The 25,291-nt window shown below is 68.9% G+C and carries 20 protein-coding genes; 6 read left to right on the plus strand and 14 right to left on the minus strand.

All coding sequences use genetic code 11. The features are described from left to right. Window position 1: 1 nt before the first annotated feature. From ACFVIV_RS10335 to ACFVIV_RS10350, 4 genes are all read right to left on the minus strand, one after another. The gene (locus ACFVIV_RS10335; protein ID WP_379194635.1) at window positions 2-1,951 is read right to left on the minus strand and encodes a hypothetical protein; all 1,950 of its coding nucleotides are present in this window, start codon (window positions 1,949-1,951) and stop codon (window positions 2-4) included. Window positions 1,952-2,024: 73 nt separating this feature from the next. Next, entirely contained in the window at window positions 2,025-3,323 is a 1,299-nt protein-coding gene (locus tag ACFVIV_RS10340) for a phytoene desaturase family protein (RefSeq protein ID WP_379194637.1), read from the minus strand. A 23-nt stretch (window positions 3,324-3,346) separates the two neighbouring features. Continuing rightward, the gene (locus ACFVIV_RS10345; RefSeq protein WP_379194639.1) at window positions 3,347-4,207 is read right to left on the minus strand and encodes an SDR family NAD(P)-dependent oxidoreductase; all 861 of its coding nucleotides are present in this window, start codon (window positions 4,205-4,207) and stop codon (window positions 3,347-3,349) included. A gap of 150 nt (window positions 4,208-4,357) precedes the next feature. After that, entirely contained in the window at window positions 4,358-5,215 is an 858-nt protein-coding gene (locus ACFVIV_RS10350; protein ID WP_379194641.1) for a hypothetical protein, read from the minus strand. Between the two features lie 68 nt (window positions 5,216-5,283). Here ACFVIV_RS10350 and ACFVIV_RS10355 point away from each other — a divergent pair, with 68 nt between their 5' ends. Together ACFVIV_RS10355 and ACFVIV_RS10360 are read left to right on the plus strand one after the other, a co-directional pair. Further along, window positions 5,284-6,282, plus strand: coding sequence for a 1-aminocyclopropane-1-carboxylate deaminase/D-cysteine desulfhydrase (locus tag ACFVIV_RS10355; RefSeq protein ID WP_379194642.1), 999 nt, complete (start codon window positions 5,284-5,286; stop codon window positions 6,280-6,282). A 165-nt stretch (window positions 6,283-6,447) separates the two neighbouring features. Then, window positions 6,448-7,338, plus strand: a complete 891-nt coding sequence (locus tag ACFVIV_RS10360; protein ID WP_379194644.1) for an NAD-dependent protein deacetylase — start codon at window positions 6,448-6,450, stop codon at window positions 7,336-7,338. Here the strand turns inward: ACFVIV_RS10360 and ACFVIV_RS10365 are convergent. Further along, window positions 7,268-10,990, minus strand: a complete 3,723-nt coding sequence (locus ACFVIV_RS10365; RefSeq protein WP_379194646.1) for a BTAD domain-containing putative transcriptional regulator — start codon at window positions 10,988-10,990, stop codon at window positions 7,268-7,270. The genes ACFVIV_RS10360 and ACFVIV_RS10365 overlap by 71 nt on opposite strands. A gap of 137 nt (window positions 10,991-11,127) precedes the next feature. Here ACFVIV_RS10365 and ACFVIV_RS10370 point away from each other — a divergent pair, with 137 nt between their 5' ends. From ACFVIV_RS10370 to ACFVIV_RS10380, 3 genes are all read left to right on the plus strand, one after another. Then, complete coding sequence (locus tag ACFVIV_RS10370) at window positions 11,128-12,006, plus strand: alpha/beta fold hydrolase (RefSeq protein WP_379194648.1); 879 nt, start codon at window positions 11,128-11,130, stop codon at window positions 12,004-12,006. A 96-nt stretch (window positions 12,007-12,102) separates the two neighbouring features. Then, window positions 12,103-12,951: a MerR family transcriptional regulator gene (locus tag ACFVIV_RS10375; protein ID WP_379194650.1), complete on the plus strand. Its 849-nt coding sequence runs from the start codon at window positions 12,103-12,105 to the stop codon at window positions 12,949-12,951. A 157-nt stretch (window positions 12,952-13,108) separates the two neighbouring features. Then, window positions 13,109-13,441, plus strand: a complete 333-nt coding sequence (locus ACFVIV_RS10380) for a hypothetical protein (protein WP_379194652.1) — start codon at window positions 13,109-13,111, stop codon at window positions 13,439-13,441. Between the two features lie 22 nt (window positions 13,442-13,463). Here the strand turns inward: ACFVIV_RS10380 and ACFVIV_RS10385 are convergent, their stop codons facing one another. From ACFVIV_RS10385 to ACFVIV_RS10395, 3 genes are all read right to left on the minus strand, one after another. Further along, window positions 13,464-15,428 carry an MFS transporter gene (locus tag ACFVIV_RS10385; RefSeq protein ID WP_379194654.1) on the minus strand — a complete coding sequence of 655 codons (1,965 nt, stop codon included), beginning with the start codon at window positions 15,426-15,428 and terminating at the stop codon, window positions 13,464-13,466. 158 nt (window positions 15,429-15,586) lie between these two features. Continuing rightward, a complete protein-coding gene (locus tag ACFVIV_RS10390) occupies window positions 15,587-17,089 on the minus strand; it encodes a hypothetical protein (RefSeq protein ID WP_379194656.1) in 1,503 nt (500 codons plus the stop codon). A 138-nt stretch (window positions 17,090-17,227) separates the two neighbouring features. Then, window positions 17,228-17,623 carry a MerR family transcriptional regulator gene (locus ACFVIV_RS10395; protein WP_379194658.1) on the minus strand — a complete coding sequence of 132 codons (396 nt, stop codon included), beginning with the start codon at window positions 17,621-17,623 and terminating at the stop codon, window positions 17,228-17,230. A gap of 59 nt (window positions 17,624-17,682) precedes the next feature. Here ACFVIV_RS10395 and ACFVIV_RS10400 point away from each other — a divergent pair, with 59 nt between their 5' ends. After that, window positions 17,683-18,471, plus strand: a complete 789-nt coding sequence (locus ACFVIV_RS10400) for an SDR family NAD(P)-dependent oxidoreductase (RefSeq protein ID WP_379194660.1) — start codon at window positions 17,683-17,685, stop codon at window positions 18,469-18,471. Window positions 18,472-18,747: 276 nt separating this feature from the next. Here the strand turns inward: ACFVIV_RS10400 and iolD are convergent, their stop codons facing one another. From iolD to ACFVIV_RS10430, 6 genes are all read right to left on the minus strand, one after another. After that, window positions 18,748-20,598 carry a 3D-(3,5/4)-trihydroxycyclohexane-1,2-dione acylhydrolase (decyclizing) gene (gene iolD, locus ACFVIV_RS10405; protein ID WP_379194662.1) on the minus strand — a complete coding sequence of 617 codons (1,851 nt, stop codon included), beginning with the start codon at window positions 20,596-20,598 and terminating at the stop codon, window positions 18,748-18,750. Continuing rightward, window positions 20,595-21,485, minus strand: coding sequence for a 5-deoxy-glucuronate isomerase (gene iolB / locus ACFVIV_RS10410; RefSeq protein ID WP_379194664.1), 891 nt, complete (start codon window positions 21,483-21,485; stop codon window positions 20,595-20,597). Before iolB ends, iolD begins: the two co-directional genes overlap by 4 nt. 136 nt (window positions 21,486-21,621) lie before the next feature. Next, window positions 21,622-22,515 carry an aldolase gene (locus tag ACFVIV_RS10415; RefSeq protein ID WP_379194666.1) on the minus strand — a complete coding sequence of 298 codons (894 nt, stop codon included), beginning with the start codon at window positions 22,513-22,515 and terminating at the stop codon, window positions 21,622-21,624. Further along, window positions 22,506-23,444, minus strand: coding sequence for a 5-dehydro-2-deoxygluconokinase (iolC, locus tag ACFVIV_RS10420; protein WP_379194668.1), 939 nt, complete (start codon window positions 23,442-23,444; stop codon window positions 22,506-22,508). Before iolC ends, ACFVIV_RS10415 begins: the two co-directional genes overlap by 10 nt. Beyond that, window positions 23,441-24,229, minus strand: a complete 789-nt coding sequence (locus ACFVIV_RS10425; protein WP_379194670.1) for an ATP-binding cassette domain-containing protein — start codon at window positions 24,227-24,229, stop codon at window positions 23,441-23,443. Before ACFVIV_RS10425 ends, iolC begins: the two co-directional genes overlap by 4 nt. Further along, complete coding sequence (locus ACFVIV_RS10430; protein ID WP_379194672.1) at window positions 24,226-25,272, minus strand: ABC transporter permease; 1,047 nt, start codon at window positions 25,270-25,272, stop codon at window positions 24,226-24,228. The genes ACFVIV_RS10425 and ACFVIV_RS10430 overlap by 4 nt, the downstream gene beginning before the upstream one ends. Window positions 25,273-25,291: the final 19 nt, after the last annotated feature.

Here is a 25,291-nt window from a genome sequence, read left to right on the forward strand (position 1 = left end):
GTCAGCTCTTGCGGCGTCGCATCAGCAGCATGGCGCCGGCCAGCACCGCCAGCAGCGCGACCACCGCGCCCGCGATGGTCAGTGTGCGGGCGAGCGAGATGGACGGCGGCGGTTGCGGGCCGCTGTCGGCGCCGAGCGCGGCGTCCGGATCGAAGAACTCCGGTTCCCGGTCACCGGCCTGGAACAGCGCGTCGCCGTGCAGTTCCTGCCAGCGCTCCAGGTCGGCCTGCAGCCAGCCCAGCGCGCGATCCAGATGCCCGGAGGAGGCGGTGGAGGTCGCGACCACGACCGTGCGGCCGCCGCTCCAGGTGGTCTGCACCGAGCCCATGGGGACGGTGGGATCGAGCCGGACGGTGGCCGAATCACCCTGGATGCCGTTCGCGGTCAGGGTCAGCTCGTCGTTGTTCGGATCCAGCGGCAGCGTGATCGATTCCAGCCCTTCGCCATTCGCGGAGACGAGGACCGCCGGGACCGAACTGCGCACCGCCTTGCCGAAGTCGACGATCTCCGGCCGCAACGGCATGACCGAGAGTCGTTGCAGCCCGGTGAGAATGGTCGCCGCGCGCACGGTGTCCGCGAAACCGGGATCGTGCAGGCCGACCTGCACCTGCGGTTGCAGGGCCTGCGGCAGCGCCTCGAAGCCGCCCGGAATGGCCGGGGCCGCAGGCCGACTGGCGACCTCGGTGTCCGGATGCAGGGTCAGCGTGACCGGGCGCTCCAGCCCGCAGCCCTCGGTGACGCCGGTCTGCCGCAGGGTCACGCCGACCGTGGTGAACCGGGTGAGCAGCTTGTCGGGAATCGACACCCAGCGATCGATGGTGCCGGACGCGTCGACCGGCCAGCCGTCGATATAGGTGCCGTTGGCCTCCACCACGATCGCGCCGCTCATTATGGATTCCGGCAGCGGGGTGTAGTTGCCCAGCAGGCGAATTCGCACATCCCGCACCGGATGCCCGATACGGGACTGGTCGACGCCGAACTCGACCCGGACTCCGCCGATCGAGGTCGCGCTGAGCTGGGTCTGACCGAGTTCGGACAAGGTGACGCTGTCCGGTGACACGATCGGGGCCTGCGGCAGCGAGACCGCCGCCGCGCCCGAGGACACGGCGATCTTCGACAGATCGCTCACCAGCAGGCGGGTCTGATCCGGCAGGGCCTTGGCGTCTCCGCTGAGACGCAGCACCGGTTCCGGGCCGGGATTCTCCAAACGCAGTCCGGCATCGGAGGATTCGCGGATCACCACCTGCCGCTCCAGGAACCGGGGCGGATGATCGGGCGCCCGGCCGTCCGCCCCGAGCTGACGGATTTCCACATCCACCGGCTGGCGTCCGTACCGCGCGATCACCGCCGTGCCCAGCGTGAGCGCGGCACTGCTCTCCACCGTGCTGGGCTGGGCCGGCAGGTACACGGTCAGCTTGCCGAGCACCGGCGGCAGGAAATCGGCGACGGTCGTGGGCTGGATCTCCTCGCCGGAGTAGATCACCGAGACATCGGCCAGGGTCAGCGGCACGCCCCACCAGTCGGTGACGCACCAGCCCGGCTCCGGCACCAGCGACGAGGTGAGGGTGACCGACACCGCGTTCTGCTTCACCTGCGCGCCCGCCAACGACAGCCGGATGGGGGCGGGCGCGCCGAGCGGCAGGTCGATCCGGTCCACGAACCGCCCGCCCGAGGAGACCTCGATGGTGCCGCGGGCGACGTGCGGCGGCAGCTGGGCGGTGCCGAGGATGGCGGTGGGCGCGAGGCCGGGCAGGATCGGCAGCACCAGCGAGACCTGGTGCTGCCCGCCCGGGAAGGTCAGCGATTTGCCCATGCCCAGGGCCGGCAGGGACAGCGGCACGTCACCCGGGGCCGCGGTCACCGCGGCGGGCAGCACGGCGACCGGTGCGAGGGTCACCGCGCAGGCCGCGAGCACGCGGACGGCAGCCGAACGCCAGCGAGACGAGGTCATGCGGCGGATGCTATAGCCAACACGCATGACAAAGCCTGCGACATGCGGGCCGCCGCGTAATCCGGTACGCGGATCAACCCGCGGGGGCCGTCGCCGCGCCGATATCGGCGGCGCGAATCTCCTCCACCACGAGCTTGGCGGTCTCGGCGCAGGCGGTGGTGCCGCCGGTGGCGTACTCCTTCACGGCGTCGCCGACATTCCAGAGATTGGGGATCGGGGTGGTGTGCGGCAGGTCGTACCCGGCGACGGTGCGCTGGGGCGGCCAGTCGTCGCGGGCCACGGCGATGGACAGGATGCGGGCGCGGTCGAAGCCGGGGATCTCGGCGCGCAGATCCTGGAGTATCAGGGCGGTTTCGGCCTCCGCGTCGAAGTCGCCGACCGAGGGTTTGGGGACGCCCGCGCCCGCGTACAGGTGCCAGCCCGCGGGCGCCATCTCCGGGCAGGCGCCGGTGAAGTTCGCGACGTAGCACAGCCGCCGCGTGCGGGCGAAGCTCAACAGGCCCGGGGCCGAGACCAGCGGTTCGCGGCTGGCGAAATTGACCGAGATCATGGCGCAGGGCAGGTCGCCCTGCAGGACCGTGCCGACGTAGTCGGCGGGGAAGTGCTCGGGTCCGACCAGATCCAGGGTCGCCGACGGACCGATATCGCTGATCGCGAAAGCGCAAGTGACATCGATGGTTTCGCCGTCGCGATCGATGCGCGCCCCGGTGATGCGGCCGTCTCGGACGCACAGCTCACGCACCTCGCTGTCGAGCCAGACCGCTCCACCATTGCGCTCCACCACCGCGGCCAGCGACTCCCACAGGCCGATGGTTCCGTGCGGGCAGAACCCGATGCGCTTGAACGCGGACTTGCGGGTGAAGTAGGTGAGGAAGACGCGCGCGGGCAGTTCCTCCGAACCGACCGCGAAGACCGTTCCGCACATGTTCCGGAATATGCCTTGCACCGCATCATTTTTCGTGAACCTACGTACCCAATCGGCGGTGGAGATCTCCCGGCTCTCGTCCACGGTGGTCTTCAGCAGCTTGGCCCCTTGACGGGTCAGCTGGGACATCAACAGCCCCCAGCCGCCCCCGGTGACGTCCACATCGCGGCCCGCGATGCGATAGAGAATCGGCGGATCCACCGCGCGCACATCGAATTTCGCGCCGACCTCGGCGAAGGTGTCCTCGGTGACGCCCCCCATCTCGATGGCGGACGCGCCCTTGTTCACGATGAAACCGTCGAGTTCGTCGGTGGAGGCGCGACCACCGACCCGGTCCAGACGTTCGGCCACCAGGGTGCGATAGCCGTGGTGCGACAGCCGCGCGGCGGCGCACAGGCCCCCCGCTCCGGCTCCGACAACCAATGCGTCCCAATTGTTCTCGCTCATGGCGAGGCTCCTCGGAGATGCGCTCAGCCCACGGGGTTCGCCCCGGGCTCAGCGTCGGACATATCGGTAATGCGGTTCCAATTCTCCCGCACTTCCTCGATTGTCGGCACCTCCGGATACAGCACCGGTTTGCCCGCGAACAGCTGCACGCGCTGCACCGTGCCGCCGCCCACGATGAGCACCATGCCGGTGTCCTCGCACTCCTCGCTCAGCAGGAAGCCCACCACCGGAGCGACATGGGCGGGCGGGAGATTCTGCAGCAGATCGGCCGGGGCCTCGGCGGTCATGCGGGTGGCGGCCAGCGGGGCGACGGCATTGACGGTGATGTCGTATTCGCGCCCCTCGATGGCGAGGGTGTTCATGAGGCCGACCAGCCCGAGTTTGGCTGCGCCGTAATTGGCTTGGCCGAAGGTGCCGTACAGGCCGGTGGTGGAGGTGGCCATGACGACGCGGCCGTAGCCCTGCTCCCGGAAGTGGCCCCAGGCGGCGTGGGTGACGTGGTAGGCGCCGAACAGGTGCACCCGCACCACGGCATCCCAGTTCTCCTCGGTCATCTTGGCGAAGCTGCCGTCGCGCAGGATGCCGGCATTGTTGACGATGCCGTGCACCGCACCGAATTCGGCGAGGGCGGTGGCGACGACCGCGGCCGCGCCCGCGGCGGTGGCGACGCTGTCGTAGTTGGCCACGGCTCTGCCGCCCATGGCCCGGATCTCGCCGACCACGCTGTCGGCCATGGCGGTGCCGGAACCCGTTCCGTCGCGGTTGCTTCCGAGATCGTTGACGACCACGAGGGCGCCTTCGGCGGCCAGCAGGCGCGCGTATTCGCGGCCCAGTCCCCCGCCCGCACCGGTGACGATGACGACTCGATCGACTACACCAGGCATGATTCTCCTTGCGGAGCTTCGAAACTCCGCATTCCATTCGCCAGGGTCGCGGTCGCCTTTGCCCGCTCGGTTCAACCGTACTCGCGTTATCGATGCAGCTCGACGCCCAATTCCGGGTATGCCCGAGGGCGATCGCAGCGGGGCGTTCGCTCAGCAGCGAACGCCGGTGACGGCAAAGCGCTCCACCTCCTCGATATGCCCGCCGGTGGCGACGGCGACGGTGAGCGTGCCCGGGCACGACGCGCTGAAGTTCACGGTGCCGGTCCACGGAGTGTCGGTGCCGCCGGCCGGGATCATGCCGGTCGTACCGATCGGGGCCTGCTGCGCGAGCTGGCGGATCTGGATGTCGAGGCTCTCGTCCACCCCGGTGATGCGGCCGCCGACGGTCACCGGGGAGGTGATGCGGGCGCCGTACTTCGGGGTGGTCAGCGTGAGCGTGGTGTCGTCGGTGCCAACGATCTCCCACGGCGCGTCGTCACCGGCGCCCAGGCGGACCAGATGCAGCTTCGCCGCGGGGAAGGCGTCACCGCCCGGCTCGGCGGGATCGTCGTAACCGACTGTCACCCAGGCTTCTTCACCCTTGGTCTGCACTTGTACGACGCGGTCGATATTCGCGTAGCCGAGGTAGTCCCGGGCGAAACCCAGCGCGGTGGCGGCGGGATCGAGATGCCAGGGTTGATGGCCGCCCTCGCGATAGGACTGCTGCCAGGCGGCGGCTCCGGCGGCATCGGCGAAGGGCCAGAGCGGTTGGTAGGCGAAGGTGTTCGGCACGGCACCGCCGGGGGTCGTGGTCAGCGGGAGGTCCGTGGCCGTTGCCGGGGCGCCCGGTCCGCTGACGGTGATCGTGGTCGCCGGAGTCGACGGGGCCGAGTCGGTGTCGTTGCCGTCGTCCCGGGTCACCACGGCATATCCGAGGACGACGACGGCGAGCACCACCGCCGTGGCCGCTGCTCCCAGCGCGAAGGCCGCGACATTGCGGCGTCCGGGCGGATCCGAATTCTTGTTCATGTTTCAGAATGCCTCGCCGGGGCGCTGCCGCGCTCGTCCTGGAACCGGCCAGTCGATATGTTGGGGAAGTGACGCCGTTTCTGCACCGGATCCACCCCGAGCTCGCGGGCTCGCTGCCGCATCTCGCACTCGGGAAGAGCCCGACGCCGGTGCGGCGGCTGAGCTCGCTCGACAGCGCCGGGGCCGAGCTGTGGGTCAAGGACGACAGCGCGTTCGGCGAGGGCGGCTGGGGCGGGAACAAGGTCCGCAAACTGGAGTGGTTGCTGCCGGATGCGCTGCGGCGCGGGCGGACCACCATCGTGACCGTCGGCGGCCTGGGCACCAATTGGGGACTTGCGGCAGCGTTGTACGGGCGCGAGCAGGGGCTGAAAACCGTTCTGGCGCTGGTGGATCAACCCGAGGACGAGCATGTGCGCGCCCAGTTGGAGCGGCTGCGCGGCTCCGGCGCGCGACTGTACTTCACGCACACCAAGGCGCGGACCATCCTGCGCGCGCCGCTGATTCTGGCGCGGCACAGTACCCGGGGCCGCCTGCCGTATTTCCTGCCCGTGGGCGGCTCGTCGCCGGTCGGGACGCTCGGCTATGTGGAAGCGGCGCTGGAGATCGCGGACCAGGTGCGGGCGGGAGAACTGCCCGAGCCGGCGCACATCGTCACGCCGGTGGGCTCGGGCGGGACGGTCGCCGGGCTGTCGCTGGGACTGCGGCTGGCCGGACTGCCGACGCGGGTGGTCGGAGTGGTCGTGAACGACACCCTGCGCCTGGACGAGCCCGCACTGAGCAGGCTGGCCGATCGCGCGGCACGGCTGCTGCGGGAGCGGGGCGCTCGCCTGCCCGAGAACATCTCCCGCACCGGCAATCTCGATATCGTGACCGACTATCTGGGTCCCGGTTACGGTTGTCCGACACCGGAAGCTCTTGCGGCGCAGAAGCTCTCAGCAGATCTGGAGCATCTGACCCTGGAACCGGTCTACACCGCCAAGGCCATGGCCGCGCTGCTGGATCTGAATGCGCAGGGACACTTCGGCAGCGGGCCGGTGGTGTACCTCAATACCAACGGCCCACGCTGAGCGAGCCCGGCATCAGGCGCGGGCCGGCGCGGCGAGCTCGGCGGCCAGGAACTCCTCCCAGGTGCGCTCGCCCACCGCGCGATCCAGGGCGAGGTCGCCGCCCCCGCGCGGGTGTGACACGGTGTGGCCGGGCGCACAGCCGGGCGGCGCTCGTACCCTGGGCGCATGTCGGATGTATCGGCGGCCGCCGCCCCTCGTAGCCAGCTCCACCAGCTGCTCGATCTGCTCTCCGGCCGCCGCGTGGCGGTCCTGACGGGTGCGGGCATCTCCACCGACAGCGGCATTCCGGACTATCGCGGGCCGGACACTCCGCCGCGCAATCCCATGACCTATCAGCAGTTCGTCGGCGATCCGGTGTTCCGCCAACGCTATTGGGCACGCAATCACGTCGGCTGGCGCTATATGGATGCCGCTCGCCCCAATCCGGGTCACCGCGCCCTGGCCCGTCTGGAACGCGCCGGCGTGGTCACCGGCCTGATCACGCAGAACGTGGACCTGCTGCACACGAAGGCCGGTCAGCGCTCGGTCATCGACCTGCACGGCGTCTACGCCCGGGTGCGCTGCCTGGCCTGTGAGGCCCTGATCTCGCGCATGACCCTGGCCGACCGCCTCGAAGCCGCCAATCCGGGCTTCGCCGAGGCCGCCCGCATCACCGGCCTGGAGGTCGCCCCCGACGCCGATGCCGTGCTCACCGACACCGAGTCCTTCCGCATGGTCGACTGCGGCCGCTGCGGCGGCATGCTCAAGCCCGACATCGTCTATTTCGGCGAAACCGTCCCCAAGGATCGAGTCGCCGACTCCTATGCGCTGGTGGACGCCGCCGACGCCTTGCTCGTGGTCGGCTCCTCCCTCACGGTCATGTCCGGCCTGCGCTTCGCCCGCCATGCCGCCAAAACCGGCCGCCCCGTGGTGATCCTCAACCACGGCCGCACCCGCGGCGACGAACTGGCCGCACTGACCATCGACGCCGGCTGCTCCCCCACGCTCACCGCGCTCGCCGATGCCCTGGCTCCGTCTCCACCATCGCCAGATAGTGCGCAACTGGTTCGAGTGTGACCAGCCCGGTCCCCGCGCCCGCGAGTTCGCCTGCGGCAGGCAGCAATCGGTCGTGCACGCGCGCCATCACATCCTGCTCTCCGAGTTCGACGGCAGCCCGCGCGACCAAGCACAGCCGCAGTTCCAGCAGCAGGTCCGGCGGCGGATCCGGTAGTGCGCGCAAGGCTTCCAGGGCCTCATCGCGACGACCCTTCTCCAGCAGGAGCAGCGGTCGCACCCACGGCTCGTGCGGCCCCCAGTCGGTGCCCGGCTCCGATCCGATCGGCTGCCCGTGCCGCAGCCGAACACAGAGCAGGGCCAGCGGCAGCAGCCCGCGACCGAGCCCGGGCATCGCCGCGAGCGGAACAGCGGCCGCCGCCGACCGATAGGCGGCCTCGGCTTCGTCGCCCGAGTTCGACAGCGAATCCCGCAGTGCCGCATACCAGCGAGTGAAAACCGCCACCAACGGCAGACCGTAGTGGTCGGCCACAGCGCCCACCGCCGCGGCGTGTTCGTCGGCAGCATCGAAATCCGCTGTGGCGCTGAGTGCTTGCAGAAGAATGAGATGCCCGAGGACTTCGAACGTGACCAGCTTGTTGGCGTGCGCCAGAGCCACCAAATCAGCGCCGATGCGAGCACGCTCCGGGGCCAACCCGGCGCGGTAGAAGGTCTGCATGTAGCGGGCATTCAGCGTGAAGGCGAGTAGCGCCGGGTCATCCGCCTGCCGCGCGATCTCCTCGGCCTGCGCGACACAGGCCCGGCCTCGTTCGCCATCGGTGGCACGCAGTTCCAGCGCGATCGTGGTCAGCAACCGGCACCGGAGCTCCGCATCCGCTGGTCGCTCAGCACCCACCGCGGCTCCGGCACCCACCAGTTCACACAGCGCACGCTCGGCGGCCGCGACAATCCGCCGAGCGGATTCCGGATCGTCATGCTCGGTCCACACGGTCGGCACATCGAACGCCGCGATCACCCGAGCCGTCAGCCTCGAATCCCCGAATTCCTGTGCCGCCCCGATGGTTTCCTCCCACCGCCCACGCGCCTCGGCCAACCGCCCCGTCACCGCCAAGGCCCGCACCAGCCCCATACTGGCCTCCAGCCGACCGCGCACCTCCCCGACCCGCGCATAAGCGGCAACCGCATCGGCCCACAACCGCGCCGCCTCCTGCGGCGCGAACACCCGCTCCGCCGCAATCGCCGCCAACCGCGCATACTTCGCGGCCCGCGCCGCCGTGCCCCGCGTCCCCGCCCGCACGAAATGGTGTGCGAGCACGGCGACATCACTGCCGCCCGCCTCCTCCAGCAGCTCCCCGACCGCACCGTGCCAAGCCGCCCGGCGCGGCCCGGAAATCTCGCCGTACACGACCTCCCGCACCACAGCATGCACGAAAGCCACATCGGGGCTGCTGGTTTCGCCCAGGAACCCTGCACCCAGCGCGGCTTCCACACCCGCGAGCACTCGCTCCTCGTCACCCGCCAATCGCACCAGCAGTTCCCGATCGACCTCCACTCCGATCACCGAAGCCTGCTGCAGAACCGTCCGGTCCGCCTCCGTCAGCCGCCCGAGGCGATGCCGCACGACATCGCGTACCCCTGCGGGAACCGCCTGCAACGCCGTGTCCCCTTCATCACGGATCAATCGCGCCAGTTCCCTTGTGAAGAAGGGGTTCCCGTCCCCCCGCCGATAGATGTCGCGCACCACCGCCGCTCCGATCGCCGCCCCCGCGATCTCGCGGACGATCCCCCCGGTCTCCGCCTCACTCAACCCGCCCAACGAGAGGCGCACCGGTTCCGTTCGCGCCATCCGCGCCAGCGCCGCAACGAGTTCCACCCCCACCTCGGTGCCCCGATACGCACCCACCACCACCACCGGCCCGGCCACCGGCGCACTCACCAGCTCCGTCACCAACTCGAGCGTTTCCTCCCCCGCCCAATGCAGATCATCGAACACCAGCAATACCGGCCCACCCCGCGCCACCGAACCCAGGTAATCAACAGCCGCCCGCCGTTCCATGAACCGCGCCACCGCCGGATCACGACCGGCGGCCCCGTCCGCCCCGTCCACTCGATCGTCACTGCTGCCGAGCGCAGTGTGGGCCGCCCCGTGATCATCCCCGCCTACTCGCGCCGCCGACGCACGACCCGGCATGAGATCCGCCCGCGGCAGAGCCCCGCCATGGACCGCGGCCGCGAGCTGCTCGCTGATCCGCGTCCAGGGCCAATTCGGCGGCGCACCTTCGTCGGCCGGGCTCGACCCCCACGCAACCGTCCAACCCCGCCCGGCCAACTCCCTCGACAGCCTCGCGACCAGCGCCGTCTTCCCCGCCCCCTCCTCGCCGGACACGAGGACGAGCCGTGAACTCCCCTGCGCGACCACCCCCTCCGCCGCCTGCCGCAGCCGCCGCAGCTCACTCCGTCTCCCGACGAAACCGCCGACCGCCACACCGCCGGGCGGTGCGTCGCCGGCCGGCGCCGTGCTGTGACCGGATGCCGCTTCGCCAGCAGGCATTGCACCGCCGACCAATGCCGCCGAAGCCCGAGATCTCGGGTGATCTTGCGACGAGATCGGCTCCGAGCTGGAATTCCCTTCCGGCCGCGCGCTACCGCTGGGCACCACGCTGCCACCGAATGTCGCGCCGCCACCGGGCGCTGCCGCGTCGCCACCGGGCACTGCCTCGCCGCCCAACTCCGCCGGGGCTTGTAATTTCGATCGATCTCGCGACGGCGACTCCGCGGGCGTACCCGCCTGCGCCGATGCACCTTCCACCCCATCGGCGACGGTATCGCCGGGCGCCCGGTCTTCGGTCGGCCCTTGCTCGTCGGTGACAGGGGGCTCCTCTTCCGCGTGCGACTTCTCGCTCGGCGGCCGCTCTGCCGCGGACTTTGTGGCAGAACCTTCTGGTGTCGGCGGAGTCAGGTGTGGGGCGTGAGCGAGGATTGCGGATTCCAGATCGCGCAGTTGCGGGCCGGGGTCGATTCCGAGTTCTGTGCGGAGGTTGTGGCGGACCGTGCGGAGGGCGGCGAGGGCATCGGCCTGGCGACCAGCGCGGTAAAGGGCCAAAGCCCGAGTACGCCAAGCCTGTTCGTGGAGGGGGTGGTCGTGGAGATGGGATTCCAAGGCGGCCGCCGCTTCGGCGGGGCGGCTCAGGTCGAGCAGGGCTCGAGCACGCTGTTCTATTGCGAGAAGGCGTAATTCGTCCAGCCGGTTGATTTCGCCACGCGCCCAGCTCTGATCGGCGAACTCCGCGTAGGCGGGGCCTTGCCACAGCCCCAGCGCGGTGTCGAGTCGCCGCAGCGCGTCGGCGGGCTGCCCGGCGGTCAGTGCCACGTCGGCGCCGCGGGCGAGAGTCTCGAAACGTCCGGCGTCGACATCATCGGAAGCCACGCGCAAGGCGTAGCCGGGGGCAGCGGTGACGAGGATGCCGGCAGGTTGCCTAGGTGCGCGGTCGGGCTCGAGGACACGCCGCAGCGCCGCGACGAAAGTGTGGATGGTCCCGACCGCGTCCCGCGGGGGCTCCTCCCACAAGTCGTAGATGAGCTGCGTAACCGGAACCACCCGACCGCGGGCGACCAGCAGCCGCGCGAGCACGGCCCGGTGACGCGCCCCTTTCAGCGCGATCGGCCCACGCTCGTCCGCCGCCCGCAACGGTCCGAGCACTCCGAAGGTCACCACGAAGCCCGATGCTATCGCTCACCTCACCGAGACCGGCCGGGCAACCGTGATCCATGACGCTCAGTCGCTGCTGATCGGTTGCTCAGTGGGGTGGTCCAGCCTCGTTCTCGTCAGTGAAAACACCTGGAAGGACACTCATGACCTCGCGTATCCCCGGTTTCGACTATCAGCGTGTGACCGTCGCGGACGGTGTCGCGCTCAGCGTTGCCGTCGCCGGTTCCGGCAGTCCGATCGTGCTGTTGCACGGCTTTCCGCAGACGCATCTCATGTGGCGGCATGTCGCCGTGGATATCGCCGCCGATCACACGGTGCTGGTGCCGGATCTGCGCGGGTACGGCGACAGTGACAAGCCGGTCGCCGTCGATGGCGAGACGTATTCGAAGCGGACCATGGGGAATGACATCGTTGCTCTGGCAAGGGCTTTCGGTTTCGACCGGTTCGCGTTGGCCGGGCACGATCGGGGGGCGCTGGTGGCCATTCGGGCCGGGCTCGACCATCCGGATGTGATCACGCATCTGGCCAGCCTGGATGGGATGCCCACCGTCGAGACCTGGGACGTGCTGCACGGGGTCGATGGCGCGATCGCCTTCCACCTGTACCTCATGGCCCAGCCGGAGGGGCTGCCCGAGCAGCTCATCGCCGGGAGTCCCGATGCGTTCTTCGGGCACTTTCTCGATATCTGGGGGAAGAATCCGCAGGCTGTTCCGGCTGAGGTTCGTGCGGCGTATCTGGCCGCGTCCCGGGCGGCGATTCCATCCATCGTGGCCGACTTCCGGGCTTCGGCGCATGCCGATATCGCGCACGATCTGGCGGACCGGGAGGCCGGGAACACGCTGCGGATGCCGGTGACCGTGCTGCAACAGGATTGGGGGTCCGCGCTCGGGTTCGATGCCGAGGGGTTGTGGCGCAAGTGGGCTCCGGATCTGGATCACAGGCTGCTCACTTGCGGTCACTTCATGGCCGAGGAAGCGCCTGCCGAGGTCGTGCGCGCCCTGCGGGAGCTGCTGGTTCGTTGATTCGCTCCTTTTCGGACGCCACGGTCGGCCACGATAATTCTAGCGATTACTCGAATAGTCTTGACTCGAAGAGTAATCGGTCGCATGCTTGTGGCCATGCCCAGCGATGAGTTCACGGTCGAGGACCTCGCCTCGCGAGTCGGGGTCCCGACCAGCACCGTGCGGATGTATCAGACGAGGGGACTGCTGCATCCGCCGCGGCGGGTGGGCCGTGGGGTTCGGTACGACCGTTCGCATCTGGAACGGTTGGAGTTGGTGCAGCGATTGCAGGAGCGCGGGTTCTCACTGAACTCGATCGCGGCCCTGCTCGCGGCGCGTGCGCAGGGGGCGAGCGTCGCGGATCTCCTGGAATTGCCGGGCGGCCCGGAGGATTGGGTTCCTTTGGGGCTGACCGATATTCGGAAGATCATCAAAGCCCGGGACCTGCGGCCCACCCTGCTACGCAAGGCGACCAAGGTTGGCTTGATCCGGTGGCAGCGGGGGCGGCCGCAGACGCGGCGGTGGGCCCTGTCCAGCGGGATGCGGGTGACCGAGTTCGGGATCTCCGCCGTCGAGGTGCTGGATCAGTTCGCCCGACTGCGCGGGCACACCGATGCGATCGCCGACGATTTCGCGCAAGCATTCGAGGCCAACCTGTGGCCGCGAATCCAGCAGGGGGCCAATGATTCCGACCAACTGCAACAAGTGCGCGCCCTCCTGGAAGAGCTCACCGGCATCGCCGAGGGCGTCGTGCTCGGCGCGCTGCGCGAGTCCATGCGCGAGCTGGCCGAACGGTTCGCCGAACGCCACGCCTTGCTGCCCGAGGACGGCAGCGCGCCCCCCTGGCTCGAGCACTCGGCACCGGTGCTCGGGGAACGATTGAGCGGGGATGGGACCGCCGGCGGTGAGGACGCCGTCGAGGCCTTCCTCGCCGAGGACACCGAGGACACCGAGGACCGGCCGTGAAACCCGGCCAGCCACAGCATTTCCGCTATGCGACCACCGAGAGCCCCTAATGGCACCTCCCAGCAATCGGCCGATCGACGGCCCATCGAGATTCTCCGGAGCCATTGCGATCACGACGGGAGCCACTGCCCTACTACAGGGCCTGTTCTTCGGTTGGGTGTTTCGCTGGATTCTGGCGGGGCTGGAACCGGGCTCCGACAGTGGGGCCTACGCCGAGTTCTTGATCGGTCTCATCGTCCTGTGGCCGATGGCGATGGTGCCGAACCTGTTCGTGGCGGGAGCGGCCCTGCTGTTCACTCGCCGACGGGCAGGACGGTCTCTCGTAGTCACGGCGGACGTCATCGTTCTGCTGATCGCCCTGGGCAGCGTATGCGTATTGCCGGGCACGGCCCAAGTATCGATCTTCATCGTGATCCCGGCCCTTCACCTGTGCCTTGCGCTGTGCGATTCCACCGAGTGGTGGGTCGGCGCTCGCGCTGCTGCCGAGTAGCCGACCACGTCCCAGCCGTCTGTCACCGGGCCGGTTGGGGTTCGGCCGCCATGGCGGACAGTTCGCGGTCGACGGCCGCGTCGTGGGCGGCCGCGGCCTCCTCGGCCTTCTTCGGGCTCCAGTAGCCGGACATGAAGAAGACGAAGGGGAGGAAGGCGATCTGGGCCACCAGGCAGATCCACCACCAGGTTTTCCACTGGTCGGCGGAATCCTCGCGGGCCTGGACTACCTCTTCGCCGTGCGCGGAGAGGTACTCGCGGTCCTCGGCGGGAATATTGCTGACCGCCTGAAGTTCCGCGGTGGCCTTGGTGAGGGGGGCGCTCACCTGGGAGGCCACGGCCAGTTCATTGACCGGAACCTGTTGTGCCGCCTGCAATCGAGCCGCGGCCTGATCGGCGGGGATATTGAACTTCCGCGCGATCTGGCCGACCGCGGTGGCGAGAGCTTCCTGATCGTCGGGGTTGACGACCACCTTGGTGAGGACGCTGGTGTCCACCGCTTGCAGGGTCGCGAGTTCTTGTGGGAAGCGGGAATTCAGGCTCACCGCGGTTCTGATGTCGGCCTCGGCGGCGCCGCTCAGCTTGGTCAGCGCGGCGACCTGGGCGTCCTGATCGTTCGGGTTCTCGCCCAGTTTCGCCATGGTCTCGGTTCCCACCTTTTGAATGGTGGCGATCTCCGAGTGGTATTTGCTCGAAATCTCTTGCAGCTTGGGCCCGTAGTTCACCAGCGTGCCCGCCGCGGTCACCACGATGAGCAAGCCGAACAGCACGAAGGTGACGACCGTGCGCAGGGTGCCGCCCCATACCGCGAGCCCGACCGCCGTCGCCGCCGGATTGCGTTCCTCGACCGTCTCGGTGAAGCTGGCCATCCAGCACGAGTAGGCGATACCGGTGCCGATTGCGATGAAGCTCAACACGATTGCGAACGTGTAGTAGTCGGTCCCCGGCCGGTCGGTGTAGCCGAGGAAGATGTACACCCCGATGATGCTCAGCACCGCGCCGAAGATCATGAACGGTTTGCGGACCTTCAGGTAGTCGGAGACGATTCCGGTCAGCACCAGCGCCGCGGCATTGGAGATCCAGTACCAGTTGCCCATGGCATTGGCCTGCGCCGCGGTGAATCCGAAGTTGGTCGCCATGTACACCGGCAGGAACGACACGATGGTGTAGAAGAACGCCAGGAAGATCGAGATCGCGAGGGCCGAGCCGATGATATTGAACTTCAGCATCTGCTTCCACTGATGGCGTTCCAGCGCGGTGACATCCAGCCCGCGCGCCCGCGCCTCCACCAGCGCCTTGTCCCGCAGCGACACCATGATCTGGTCGCGCAGCGCGGGACTGAGCTCCCGCAGTCCGAGCAGTCCGAGAATGGAGATGGCGACGCAGATGACGCCGCACAACCGGTAGTGGTACTGCCAATCGGGATGGTCGGCCAGGGTCGCCGAGGAGATCTCGGTGGTCACCAGCGCGCCGAGCACCGGGCCCAGCGTCCAGAACCCCATGGCCGAGGCGCGGCCCAGCTGCGGTGAGAAGTCGCGCACGATGGCGGGCGTCGCCACCAGCACCGCGCCCTCGACAATGCTGATCAGGCAGTAGACGACCAGGAACGCTTCCTTGGTGGTGGTCTGCGGCACCGCGAACAGCGTGAGCAGCGAGACGATGACCGTGCCGTAGGCGACGATATTGGCCCGCCCGTACCGATCCAGCAGCCCGGCCGCCACCGAGGCCGCCGCGCCGAAGGCCGACCCGGCGATGAAGATGCCGACGAAGTACCGGAAGGTCAGGTCGAAGTAGGCGATGAGTTCATTGCCCACCGCGCCGGCGACGAACAGCTGGTAGTACTGGGCGATCGACACGACCACCACGATGAACAGGTACCAGGACCGCGCCGGAGTCTCCGGATAGTGCGGGAGCTTGCGCCGCCACAGCCCCGTGAGCAGTGTGGGCGCTGCATCGGAGGGACGGACGGCTGCCGAGGTGGAACTCATGATCGAGACGCCTTTCTGCCCACGGCATCTCGCGTGACCGGTAGGCCTACAACGCCACGATCAGCCGGGTGAGAACAGGGTAGCGGTCATGAGTGATTCAGATCACTGCTATCGAAGATCGAAAACTGAGCAGATTGTTACGGTCCCGCTGGCCGGGACTACCCGTTGCCAGCCCGGAAGTACAGAATATTGGACCCGTGCTGGGCCAGCGGCCCGGCCTCGGCGGCCTGCCGGATGCCACTGGCCGGGAGTCCGGTGAGCTTGGCGAACATGGGCGTATTGCCGAAGGCGGCGCGCACCTGGGTCTCGGAGGCGTAGTCCGCGCCGTATTCGGCGAGGGCCTTGAAGTCCAGGGGCGCGAGCGGCTTCTCCAGGGGGATCTGCCCGGCCGGCAGGCCCAGCGCCGCGTAGTGGGTGGCCGAACCGCCGTCGTACCAGCACAGCTCGTAGGACATGTTCTCGGTGGTGGTCACGCTCACCACCGGCCATTCCTGGGAAAGCCGCAGCGCCAGTGGGTGTCTGCCGATCGGCGCGACCTCCCAGTTCAGGCTCTTCACCGAAACCCAGTGCTCGGAGACCTTTTCGATGAGCACCACGTCCTCGCCGAGCCGTTCGGCGGTATTCGCCTCGGGATCCGGCGTGCTCCAGTGCTTTTCGTCGACGCCGAGATAGGCCGAGCTGGGCACCGGCTCCGCGCCGTCGGCCACATAGGCGGCGAGCACGGCCGCGCGCACCAGGGTGACGGCATTGCGCGAGGAGCTGCGCACGCACAGCGCGCCGAAGGAGTTGTTGATCTCCACCGGTTTCGACGGCTGATCGGGCATGGCCCCGGCGGCCAGGGGCTTGAGACCGACCAGCGCCAGCTGCCAGTTGATCTCCTCGATGGTCGAGAGGTCACCGGAGGTCTGATACAGGATCTGCTGCTGCGTCAGGTATCCCGCGCGTTCGAGGGTCTGAACTTCCAGTTTGCCCAACGCCGTGGTGGTCTTGCTGGTGAGCCCGAGATCCTCGATCTTGATCTCACGCAGCCGCTGCGTCATGGCCGGCGAGGTGACCGCCGCATACCGCTCCCGGTACATGGCGACCGCCTGCTTGCGCTGCCGCCCGACCATGAGGGTGCGCAGCAGCGTATTCAGGCTGGAGAGATACCGATTGGCCTGTTCCGGATCGGCGGCGAACAGCGAGGCGCGAATGCGCACCGCGTCCTCGCTGGCGGCGACGGCGGCCTTGGGATCGAGCCGGATCAGCCACACACCGCATTTGGCCAGCCCCTGCGCGCACACCGCCGCGGCATTGGGATAGGTGTGCGCCACATGCCGATACGCCTGGCACGCATTGCGAATGGTCGAGGTCGCCAGCTCGCGATGCCCGATGGTGCGCGCCGCCTGCTCGAACAGCCGCAGCGCCTCCTGCACCTCATTGGCGAAGATGGCGTCCACATGCCCGGCGGTCAGCCAGCGCAGCCGCAACAACACCGCTTCCTGCGCCGGTTCCAGCGCCGAGGGCGACCGATCCCGTTGCGAAGGATCCTCTTTGGTGGCCATGAGCGCCTTGGCGAGCTCACACAATGAGCCGGCCAGCCGCAGCTCCGCCTCGGCCGAACGATCCCGCGCGGCCCCGCGATCCTCCACCACCTGGCGCTCGATGGCGCTGAGATCCATTGCGACCTTCAAACTCCCGCTACACCCGACCACGTCCGGCTCCGATCGACCGTCCGCGTGTTTGCGCCGAGTCTGCCACATAATCGCCGCCCGGGTCACCCATCTGCCGGTATGCGTGGTTTGCACGGCGCGGCGAGATCAGGCCACCGCGATCCCGCTCCGCCCCGCGCCGACCGCCGCGTCGCGCGCCTCGGCAGCGAGAATCTCCTCCAGAATCGAGCGGGCCGCCCGCCGCTCGTCGATCTCCCGGTTCATGCGCTCGAGCTCGGCGCGCAGATCCCGCGCCATCTCATCACAGGCCGGCGCGAGGTACCGCCCGGACTCCACCATGCACGGCAGCACCTCGGCGATGATCCGCGTCGGCAATCCGGCCGCCAGCAGAATGCGAACGCGCCGAACCGATTCCACATCCGATTCGGCGAATTCCCGGTACCCGCTGGCGCGCCGGGCCGGCCGCAGCAGCCCCTGCTCCTCGTAGTAGCGCAGCGCGCGGGTGCTCATTCCGGTGCGGCGCGCGAGTTCTCCGATGCGCATGTGATCTCCGCCTCTCGTGGTTGACCTTCACGCCGATGTGAAACTTTAGCGTCGTCGGCATGACGGAAAACAAAGCAGAGACCCACGATTCATTCCCCGCATTCCAGGGCCGCACGGCGGTGGTCACCGGCGGCACGCACGGCATGGGCCGCGCCATAGCGGAAACCTTGCTGGCGGGCGGCGCCGAAGTATTGCTCACCGGGCGGAATTCGGAACGCGTCCAGCAAGCGCGGGACGAACTCGATTCGCCCGCAGCCCATGTGGTGCGTTCCGACGCGGCCGTGCGCGCCGAAATCGACGCCCTGGGCATAACGGCCGAACAGCGGCTCGGGCACATCGACTACCTGTTCGTGAACCACGGCATCGCCGAATTCCAGACCCTGGACGAGGCCACCGAAGACCATTGGGACCGCATCTTCGACATCAATGCCAAGGGCGCGTTCTTCACCGTGCAGCGCCTGGCCCCGCTGCTCCGCGACGGCGGCGGGATCGTGTTCACCACGGTCTCCAACGACCGGATCTTCCCGGGCCTGAGCGCGTACTCGGCGGCCAAGGAAGCCGTGCGCGCGTTCGCCAGGGTCCTGGCCGCCGAACTCCTCCCCCGCAATATCCGCGTCAATGCCGTCGCACCCGGCTTCATCCTGACCCCGAGCATGGGCGTCGCCCAGCTCACCGAGCAGGAGCGCGCGGAATTCATTCGCGAGGGCGAGTCCACGACCCCGATGGGCCGGCCCGGCACCATGCAGGAGGTCGCCGACGCGGCGATCTACCTCGCGGCCACGGCGACTTTCACCACCGGCGTCGAGCTCGCGGTGGACGGCGGATTCGCCCAGGGAATCGGCGGTTAGCCGGACACGCCACAGCAGGGATTCGCCCGGGGCGTTTCGGGGTACTCCGCCACAGCGAGCCGTGGGAGTCGTACCGAAGCCGGGAGGCCGACGATGATGTCGAACGATCGAACAGAATTCCACTCGGCACGCGCCGAGGTGAGCGCACTACCCGGGAAGCGGGCACGGCGGTACCGGTCACCGTCGGGTCATTCCTTCTTCGATGAGCAGGTCGCACGGCTGCGCCAGGAGGCGCTGGCGGCCTTGCGTGAGACCGCTCATCCATAATCGGATCGCTCAGCTGGGCGGACGGGCGTAGCGGAGCTGGCCCGGTTTGGTGGCGTCGTAGGCTTCGCGGCCCGAGAGGTGTTCGGGCACGCCGACCTCCCACCAGGCTCCGGCCTCGGTCCAGGCCGCCGGCTGGGTGCGGACCACGACCACGGCGGGACGCCGTTCCATGGTGGTGGCGGTGCGCGCGCGGGCATAGGCCTCGCGGAACTGCTTCAGATCGGTGGCGGTGAACGCCAGGCAGCCCATCGCATAGGCGTGCATGGCGAAGTCGACCCGCGGCGGCGGCACCGAATGGTTGGTGCGGCAGTTGGCGTAGAAGTTGTTGTACGGCGCGGCGCCCTGACCTTCCTGCAGGCGGGCGATGACGGCGTAGCCGTCGTTGTCGCAGACCACCGCCACCATGGGGTGGCCGGCGAAGGCGGCGGAGAACAGCTCGGAGTTGAGCATGAGGTAGGAGCCGTCGCCGAGCATGGTGGTCACCAGGCCGTGCGAGTGCGCCATGGACGCGCCCCAGGCTCCGGCGAGTTCGTATCCCATGCAGGAGAACCCGTATTCGACATCCATGGTGGGCTGACCGCCGGTCGCACGCCAGCCGCCGATCAGTTCACCGGGCAGGCCGCCCGAGGCGGTCATGACGTAATCGGTGGGCCCGCTGAGCTCGTTGACGACACCGACGAGCTGGGCATAGGTCGGTGCGCCGATCGTCGGTGCGCGCAGTTTGTCGATATGGGCGTCCCAGTCCGCGCGCGCCGCCAGGGACCGGGTCGTCCATTCCGACGGCACCACCCAGTCGGTGAGCTGGGGTGCGAGGTCGTCGAGCGTCGCGGCGGCATCGCCGACCACGGCGAGCGCGCCGTGCTTCACGGCGTCGAAGCGCGCGGCATTGATGTGCACGAGCTGAACGTCCGGGGAGAACACCGTCCACGACGCGGTGGTGAAGTCCTGCAGGCGGGTGCCGACGGCCAGCACCACATCCGCCTGCGCGGCGAGGGTATTGGCCGAGGCCGCGCCGGTGATGCCGAGCGGTCCAGCGTAGAGGGAGTGGTCGTGCGGGACGAGGGTGCGCCCGGCGGTGGTCTCGGTGACCGGAATGCCGTGCCGCTGTGCGAATTCCAGTGCTTTCTCACCCGCGCCCGAGTACCGGACTCCCCCGCCGAGCAGCAGCAGGGGCTGCTGCGCCCGCCGCAGCACCGCCGCCGCCTCCGCCACGCTGTCGCGATCGGGTCGCGGCCGCGGGATGCGGTGCACGACGGGCCAGAACAGTTCCTCGGGATAGTCGTAGGTCTCGGCCTGCACGTCCTGCGGCAGCGCCAGCGTCACCGGTCCCGCGTCCGCCGGATCGGTGAGCACCCGCGCGACCTGCGGCAGGGTGGAGAGGAGTTGTTCGGGCCGGGTGATCCGATCGAAGTAGCGGCTCACCGCCCGGAAGGCGTCGTTCACGGTGGCGGTGGGATCGCCGAAATGCTCCACCTGCTGCAGCACCGGATCGGGCGCCCGGCTGACGAAGGTGTCGCCCGGTAGCAGCAGCAGCGGCAGCCGATTGGCATGCGCCACACCGGCGGCCGTCACCATGTTCAGCGCCCCCGGCCCGATGGACGAGGTCGCCACGCCCACCTGCCGCCGGTTGGCGGCCTTGGCCAGGCCGACCGCCGCCAGCGCCATGCCCTCCTCGGTGTGACCGCGCCACACCGGAATCACATCGCGGCGCTCCTCGAGCGCACTGCCCAGCCCCAGCACGTTCCCGTGCCCGAAGATGGCGAAAACCGCGGGGAACAGCGGAACTTCGCCCCCGTCGAGGGTCTCCGAGCGCTGCGCCACCAGCCAGGCCACCAAGGCTTGCGCGGTCGTGAGTCTCATAGCAATCGTCCTTCATGAGAGGTGACCGGGCAGCGCGGGTCCAGCGGCTCGTCCGCCCAGCGTGATCGCACCCAGCCGTGCGCCGGGTCGTCGCAGAAGGCCATCGACCGCTCGGGCGCGGGACCGGCCAGCACGTTCAGGTAGTACATGGGATATCCGGGAGCGGCAATGCACGGGCCGTGATACCCGTGCGGGATCAGGAACACATCGCCGTCGCGCACCGCGACGTTCTCATCCAGAGTGCCATCGGCGGTATAGGTGCGATGCATTCCGAAACCGGTGGGCGACGGCGTGATTCCGTCCTGCCCAGCGATCCGGAAGTAGTAGATCTCCTCGTTGACGACTTCGCAGTCGCTCGCCTCGTCGTGCTTGTGCGGTGGATAGGAGGACCAGTTGCCGTCGGGAGTGATGAGCTCACAGGCATTGAGCTTGTCCGCGTGGTCCCACACCCCGGGCACCCCGAAGTTGGTGACCTGCCGCGTGGCCCGCCCCGCGCCCCGCACCTCGACCGGAACCTGCTCGGCGGGACCGTATTTCGGAGTCAACCGCCGCGTGCACCGCGCCATGGGCAGCGCGACCTCGATGCCGTTCGCAGTGGACAGCTCCAGATCGGAATCACGTGGTACATAGGCGAAGTCGGTGACCCGGGTGAAGACCGATTCGCGCCCTTGCAGTTCGAACACCTCGCCGTCGACGCACAAGGTGCACGATCCGGCCAGCGGCAGCACGAATGCCTCGAAATCGCCGGTGCGCACGGTCCGCGTCTCGCCCGCGGCCAGGTTCAGGACAAGTAATCCGGTGTACGTCCAGCCTGCCTCGCCGGGCGTGAGCACCACGGGATCGCTTCCGCTGCCCAGAGTTCCGTGCGGACGGTGCAGCTTGCTCATGCCGATGCCCTCTCACCTGACCGAACGTTCCCCTCGTCAGTCCGGCGCGCTCTTGGCCGGAATCCACCACGCGGTCGGAGATCTCGGCCAAAAGCATGCCGGGATGACGAGCGGGACTCCTGTTCACGTGCTGCACTCATCCCGCCGCCTCCAGCACCCGGGCGGCCGCGTCGACCGCACCCGCCACGTCACCATCGGGTGGGTACAGCAGGGTGCGCCCCACCACCAATCCGCGCACCACCTCGTGGCGCAGCGCAGCACCCCACGAAGCGAGGTCCGCCGCAGGATCGCCGGATGGTGCGCCGCCGAGCAGGAGTACCGGCAGCGTGGTCGCATCCAGGGCCGATGCATCCTGCGGGGCCGGGATTTTCAGCCAGGTGTAGGCGGAGGTACTGCCGAGCCCGGAGGCCACCGTCATGGCCCGTTGCAGGGCGGCGGCGTCCTTGTGCATGACCAGCGCGCCGGTCTCGTCGCGCCCGTAGGGCAGCGGTTCGACCATCGCCATCAGGTTGTGCTCGGCGAGTTCGGAGACGGCGCGGGCGCAGGCTTCCAGGGTGGGAATGGTGCCCGGATCCGAATCCACCAGGCGCAGCAGCATTTTGCCGCCGTCGAGCCGGTATTTGACCAGGGATTCCGCGTCGTACCCGGTGAACCGGTCGTCGATCTCCCAGTCCGCCCCGGCCAGCCCGCCGCGGTTCATCGACCCGATGACGATCTTGTCGTGCACCGCGTCGAGCAGCAGCAGTTCCTCCACGATGTCCGGGGACCCGAGCACGCCGTCCACCGCCGGATTGGCCAGCGCGATGAGCAGCCGCTCCAGCAGCGTGCGCCGATCGGCCATGGCGGTGCGGTCCGCGCCGACACCGAGCGCGCCGCGGGCCGGATGATCGGCGGCGACCAGGAACAGGGTGCCCTTGTCCGACAGCAGGTTCGGGCGACGGCGGCGGTCGGCGTAGGCGCGCTGGATGGCCTCCGGATCGGTGGCGCGGGTGCGCAGCAGCTCGTTCCAGCGGTCGTCGGTCAGGTGCACAGCAGCTCCTCGATTTCGGCGGCGGTGGGCATGGCGTCGGCGCAGGCCAGGCGGGAGGCGACGAGCGCGCCGGCGGCATTGGCGAAGGCGGCGAGCCGGTGCGGGTCCCAGCCGGAGAGCAGGCCGTGGGCCAGCGCGCCGCCGAAACCGTCGCCCGCGCCGAGCCCGCAGACCACCTCGACCGGGCACGGCGGCACCGTCCAGCGTTCGGCCTCGGTGGCGATGAGCACGCCCTCCGCGCCGCGTTTGACCACGGCCAGCCGCACCCCGCGCGCCAGCAGCCGGTCGGCGGCCTCGTCCGGATCGGCGGTGCCCACCGCGATCTGGACCTCGGTGCGGTTGCCCACCACCACGTTCACGTGGTCGAGCATCCAGCCGATCTCGGCGCGGGCGGTCTCCGCGTCGGGCCAGAACATGGGCCGGTAGTCGAGATCGAGCACGGTGTGCCCGCTCCGGGCGCGCCGGCGCAGCATCTCGCGCTGGGTGCCGCGGCCGGGTTCGGCGCTCACGCCGGTCCCGGTCACCCACAGCAGCGGCACGGAATCGACGACATCCCAGGGAATCTCGTCCTCGGTGAGGGTGAGATCCGGTGCGATGGGCGCGCGATAGAACAGCAGCGGCGGATCCGCGGGCGGTCTCAGCTCGCAGAACACCACCGGCGTCAGCAGGTCCGGCGCGGTGCCGACATAGTCCGCCGCAACCCCGAACTCGCGCAGGGCCGTGCGCACGAAGTCGCCGAAGCCGTCCGGGCCGACCTTGGTGAGCACCGCGGAGCGGCGGCCCAGCCGGGCCGCCGCCACCGCCACATTGGTGGCCGTGCCGCCGAGAAACTTGGCGAAGGTCTGCACCTCCGCCAGCGATACTCCGCTCTGCTGCGGGTACAGGTCGACCCCGACCCGCCCCACGGTCAGCACGTCCAGCGTCGTCACGGCTGCACCACCCGTTCCAATTCGTGTTGCAGCGCTTCGAGTTCGGCCCCGCCGGCCATCTGCCGGGTGAGCTCGGGCAGATCGATCTCGGACTTCTCGTAGCTGCCGAGCTGGGCGCCGCGTTTGAGCAGCAGGAACCGATCGCCCACCGGATAGGCGTGATGCGGGTTGTGCGTGATGAGCACGACGCCCAGCCCGCGGTCCCGGGCCTGGACCACATAGCGCAGCACCACGCCCGCCTGCTTGACACCCAGTGCGGCCGTGGGCTCGTCGAGGATCAGCACCTTCGCCCCGTAGTGCACGGCCCGGGCAATGGCCACGCACTGCCGCTGCCCGCCGGACAGCGTGCCGACCGGCTGCTCGAGATCGCGGATCTCGATTCCCATATCCGCCAGGGCTTTTCCGGTGATCTCCTTGGCTTCGCGCCGGTCCAGCAGCTCGATCGGCCCGTATTTCCTGACCGGTTCGGAGCCGAGCACGAAATTGCGCCACACGCTCATGAGCGGCACCACGGCCAGATCCTGGTACACCGTGGCGATGCCCTGATCCAAAGCCTCACGCGGCGAGGAGAATCGCACGGCCGTGCCATTGACCTTCAGTTCGCCGCTGTCGTGCTGATGCACCCCGGCCAGGATCTTGATGAGCGTCGACTTGCCCGCGCCATTGTCACCGAGCACGCAGGTGACCTCGCCGGCCTTCACCACGGTGGACACATCGCGCAGCGCCATCACGCCGCCGTAAGTCTTTCCGATGTCGACGGTTTCGATCAAAGGATCGGCAGTCATCGGCGTACTCTTTCCGCTCGCTTCTTGAATTCGTTGTTGACCAGTACGGCCGACAGCAGCAGCACGCCGAGGAACAGCATGAACCAGTCGCTGTCCCAGCCCGCGAACACGATGCCCTGCCGGGCCATGCCGAAGATGAGCGCGCCCAGCGCCGCGCCGACCACCGAGCCGAAGCCGCCGGTGAGCAGGCAGCCGCCGATCACCGCGGCGATGATGTACTGGAACTCCAGTCCCACACCCTGATTGGCCTGCACGCTGGAGAAGCGCAGCAGATTGCAGGCGCCGACCACCCAGCCCGCGAAGGCCGTGCCCATGAACAGCAGGATCTTGGTCCGCACGGCCGGAACGCCGACGGCCCGCGCACTGGGCAGCGAACCGCCGACGGCGAAGGTCCAGTTGCCGAATCGGGTGCGCACCAGGATGAGCGCGGCCAGCGCGGTCAGCACGATCCACCACACCACCGACGCCTGGATGCGGGCGTCACCGATATTGGTGGTGGAGGCGAACACCCAGCCCGCGGACTCGTAGCCGCCCGCGCCGCGCATGCCCGACACCTGCACGGTGCCCGTAACCAGTCGCGTCACACCGAGGTTCAGGCCCTGCAATGCGAGGAACGTGCCGAGGGTGACGATGAAGCTCGGCAATCCGGTCCGCATGACCACCCAGCCGTTGAGCGCGCCGACGGTCAGCGCGAACAGCAGCGAGACACCCAGCGCGAACCACACGTTCCAGCCGGAGTGCACCGCCAGCAGGGCCGTGATCAGGGCCGTGGACGCGGTCATGACGCCCGCGGACAGATCGAATTCGCCGCCGATCATGAGCATGGCGACCGCCACGGCCATGATGCCGAGCGTGGAGGCGTCGTCGAGCCAGTTGGACACACCCAGCGAACTGAGGAAGCTGTCGGTGATGATTGAGAAGAAGACGAACACCGCCAGCGCGCCCAGCAGCGCGCCGAGTTCGGGCCGCACGATCAGTCGGTTCAGCAGCGTGCCCTCCGGCGGCGCGACCGCGGTCTCGGAAGGTTTTGCGAGAAGACTCATTTCAATTCACTCCCGACCG

The organism is Nocardia sp. NPDC127526 (assembly GCF_042672265.1).
GTDB lineage: Bacteria > Actinomycetota > Actinomycetes > Mycobacteriales > Mycobacteriaceae > Nocardia.

Excerpts from the sequence above, each read along its gene's own strand:
- iolB (WP_379194664.1), bottom strand. The coding sequence starts at position 21,485 with ATGAGCAAGCTGCACCGTCCGCACGGAACTCTGGGCAGCGGAAGCGAT.
- iolD (WP_379194662.1), bottom strand. The coding sequence starts at position 20,598 with ATGAGACTCACGACCGCGCAAGCCTTGGTGGCCTGGCTGGTGGCGCAG.
- ACFVIV_RS10340 (WP_379194637.1), bottom strand. The coding sequence starts at position 3,323 with ATGAGCGAGAACAATTGGGACGCATTGGTTGTCGGAGCCGGAGCGGGG.
- ACFVIV_RS10425 (WP_379194670.1), bottom strand. The coding sequence starts at position 24,229 with ATGACTGCCGATCCTTTGATCGAAACCGTCGACATCGGAAAGACTTAC.
- ACFVIV_RS10350 (WP_379194641.1), bottom strand. The coding sequence starts at position 5,215 with ATGAACAAGAATTCGGATCCGCCCGGACGCCGCAATGTCGCGGCCTTC.
- ACFVIV_RS10345 (WP_379194639.1), bottom strand. The coding sequence starts at position 4,207 with ATGCCTGGTGTAGTCGATCGAGTCGTCATCGTCACCGGTGCGGGCGGG.
- ACFVIV_RS10375 (WP_379194650.1), top strand. The coding sequence starts at position 12,103 with ATGCCCAGCGATGAGTTCACGGTCGAGGACCTCGCCTCGCGAGTCGGG.
- ACFVIV_RS10430 (WP_379194672.1), bottom strand. The coding sequence starts at position 25,272 with ATGAGTCTTCTCGCAAAACCTTCCGAGACCGCGGTCGCGCCGCCGGAG.
- ACFVIV_RS10400 (WP_379194660.1), top strand. The coding sequence starts at position 17,683 with ATGACGGAAAACAAAGCAGAGACCCACGATTCATTCCCCGCATTCCAG.
- ACFVIV_RS10395 (WP_379194658.1), bottom strand. The coding sequence starts at position 17,623 with ATGCGCATCGGAGAACTCGCGCGCCGCACCGGAATGAGCACCCGCGCG.
- ACFVIV_RS10335 (WP_379194635.1), bottom strand. The coding sequence starts at position 1,951 with ATGACCTCGTCTCGCTGGCGTTCGGCTGCCGTCCGCGTGCTCGCGGCC.
- ACFVIV_RS10370 (WP_379194648.1), top strand. The coding sequence starts at position 11,128 with ATGACCTCGCGTATCCCCGGTTTCGACTATCAGCGTGTGACCGTCGCG.
- ACFVIV_RS10390 (WP_379194656.1), bottom strand. The coding sequence starts at position 17,089 with ATGGATCTCAGCGCCATCGAGCGCCAGGTGGTGGAGGATCGCGGGGCC.
- ACFVIV_RS10360 (WP_379194644.1), top strand. The coding sequence starts at position 6,448 with ATGTCGGATGTATCGGCGGCCGCCGCCCCTCGTAGCCAGCTCCACCAG.
- ACFVIV_RS10385 (WP_379194654.1), bottom strand. The coding sequence starts at position 15,428 with ATGAGTTCCACCTCGGCAGCCGTCCGTCCCTCCGATGCAGCGCCCACA.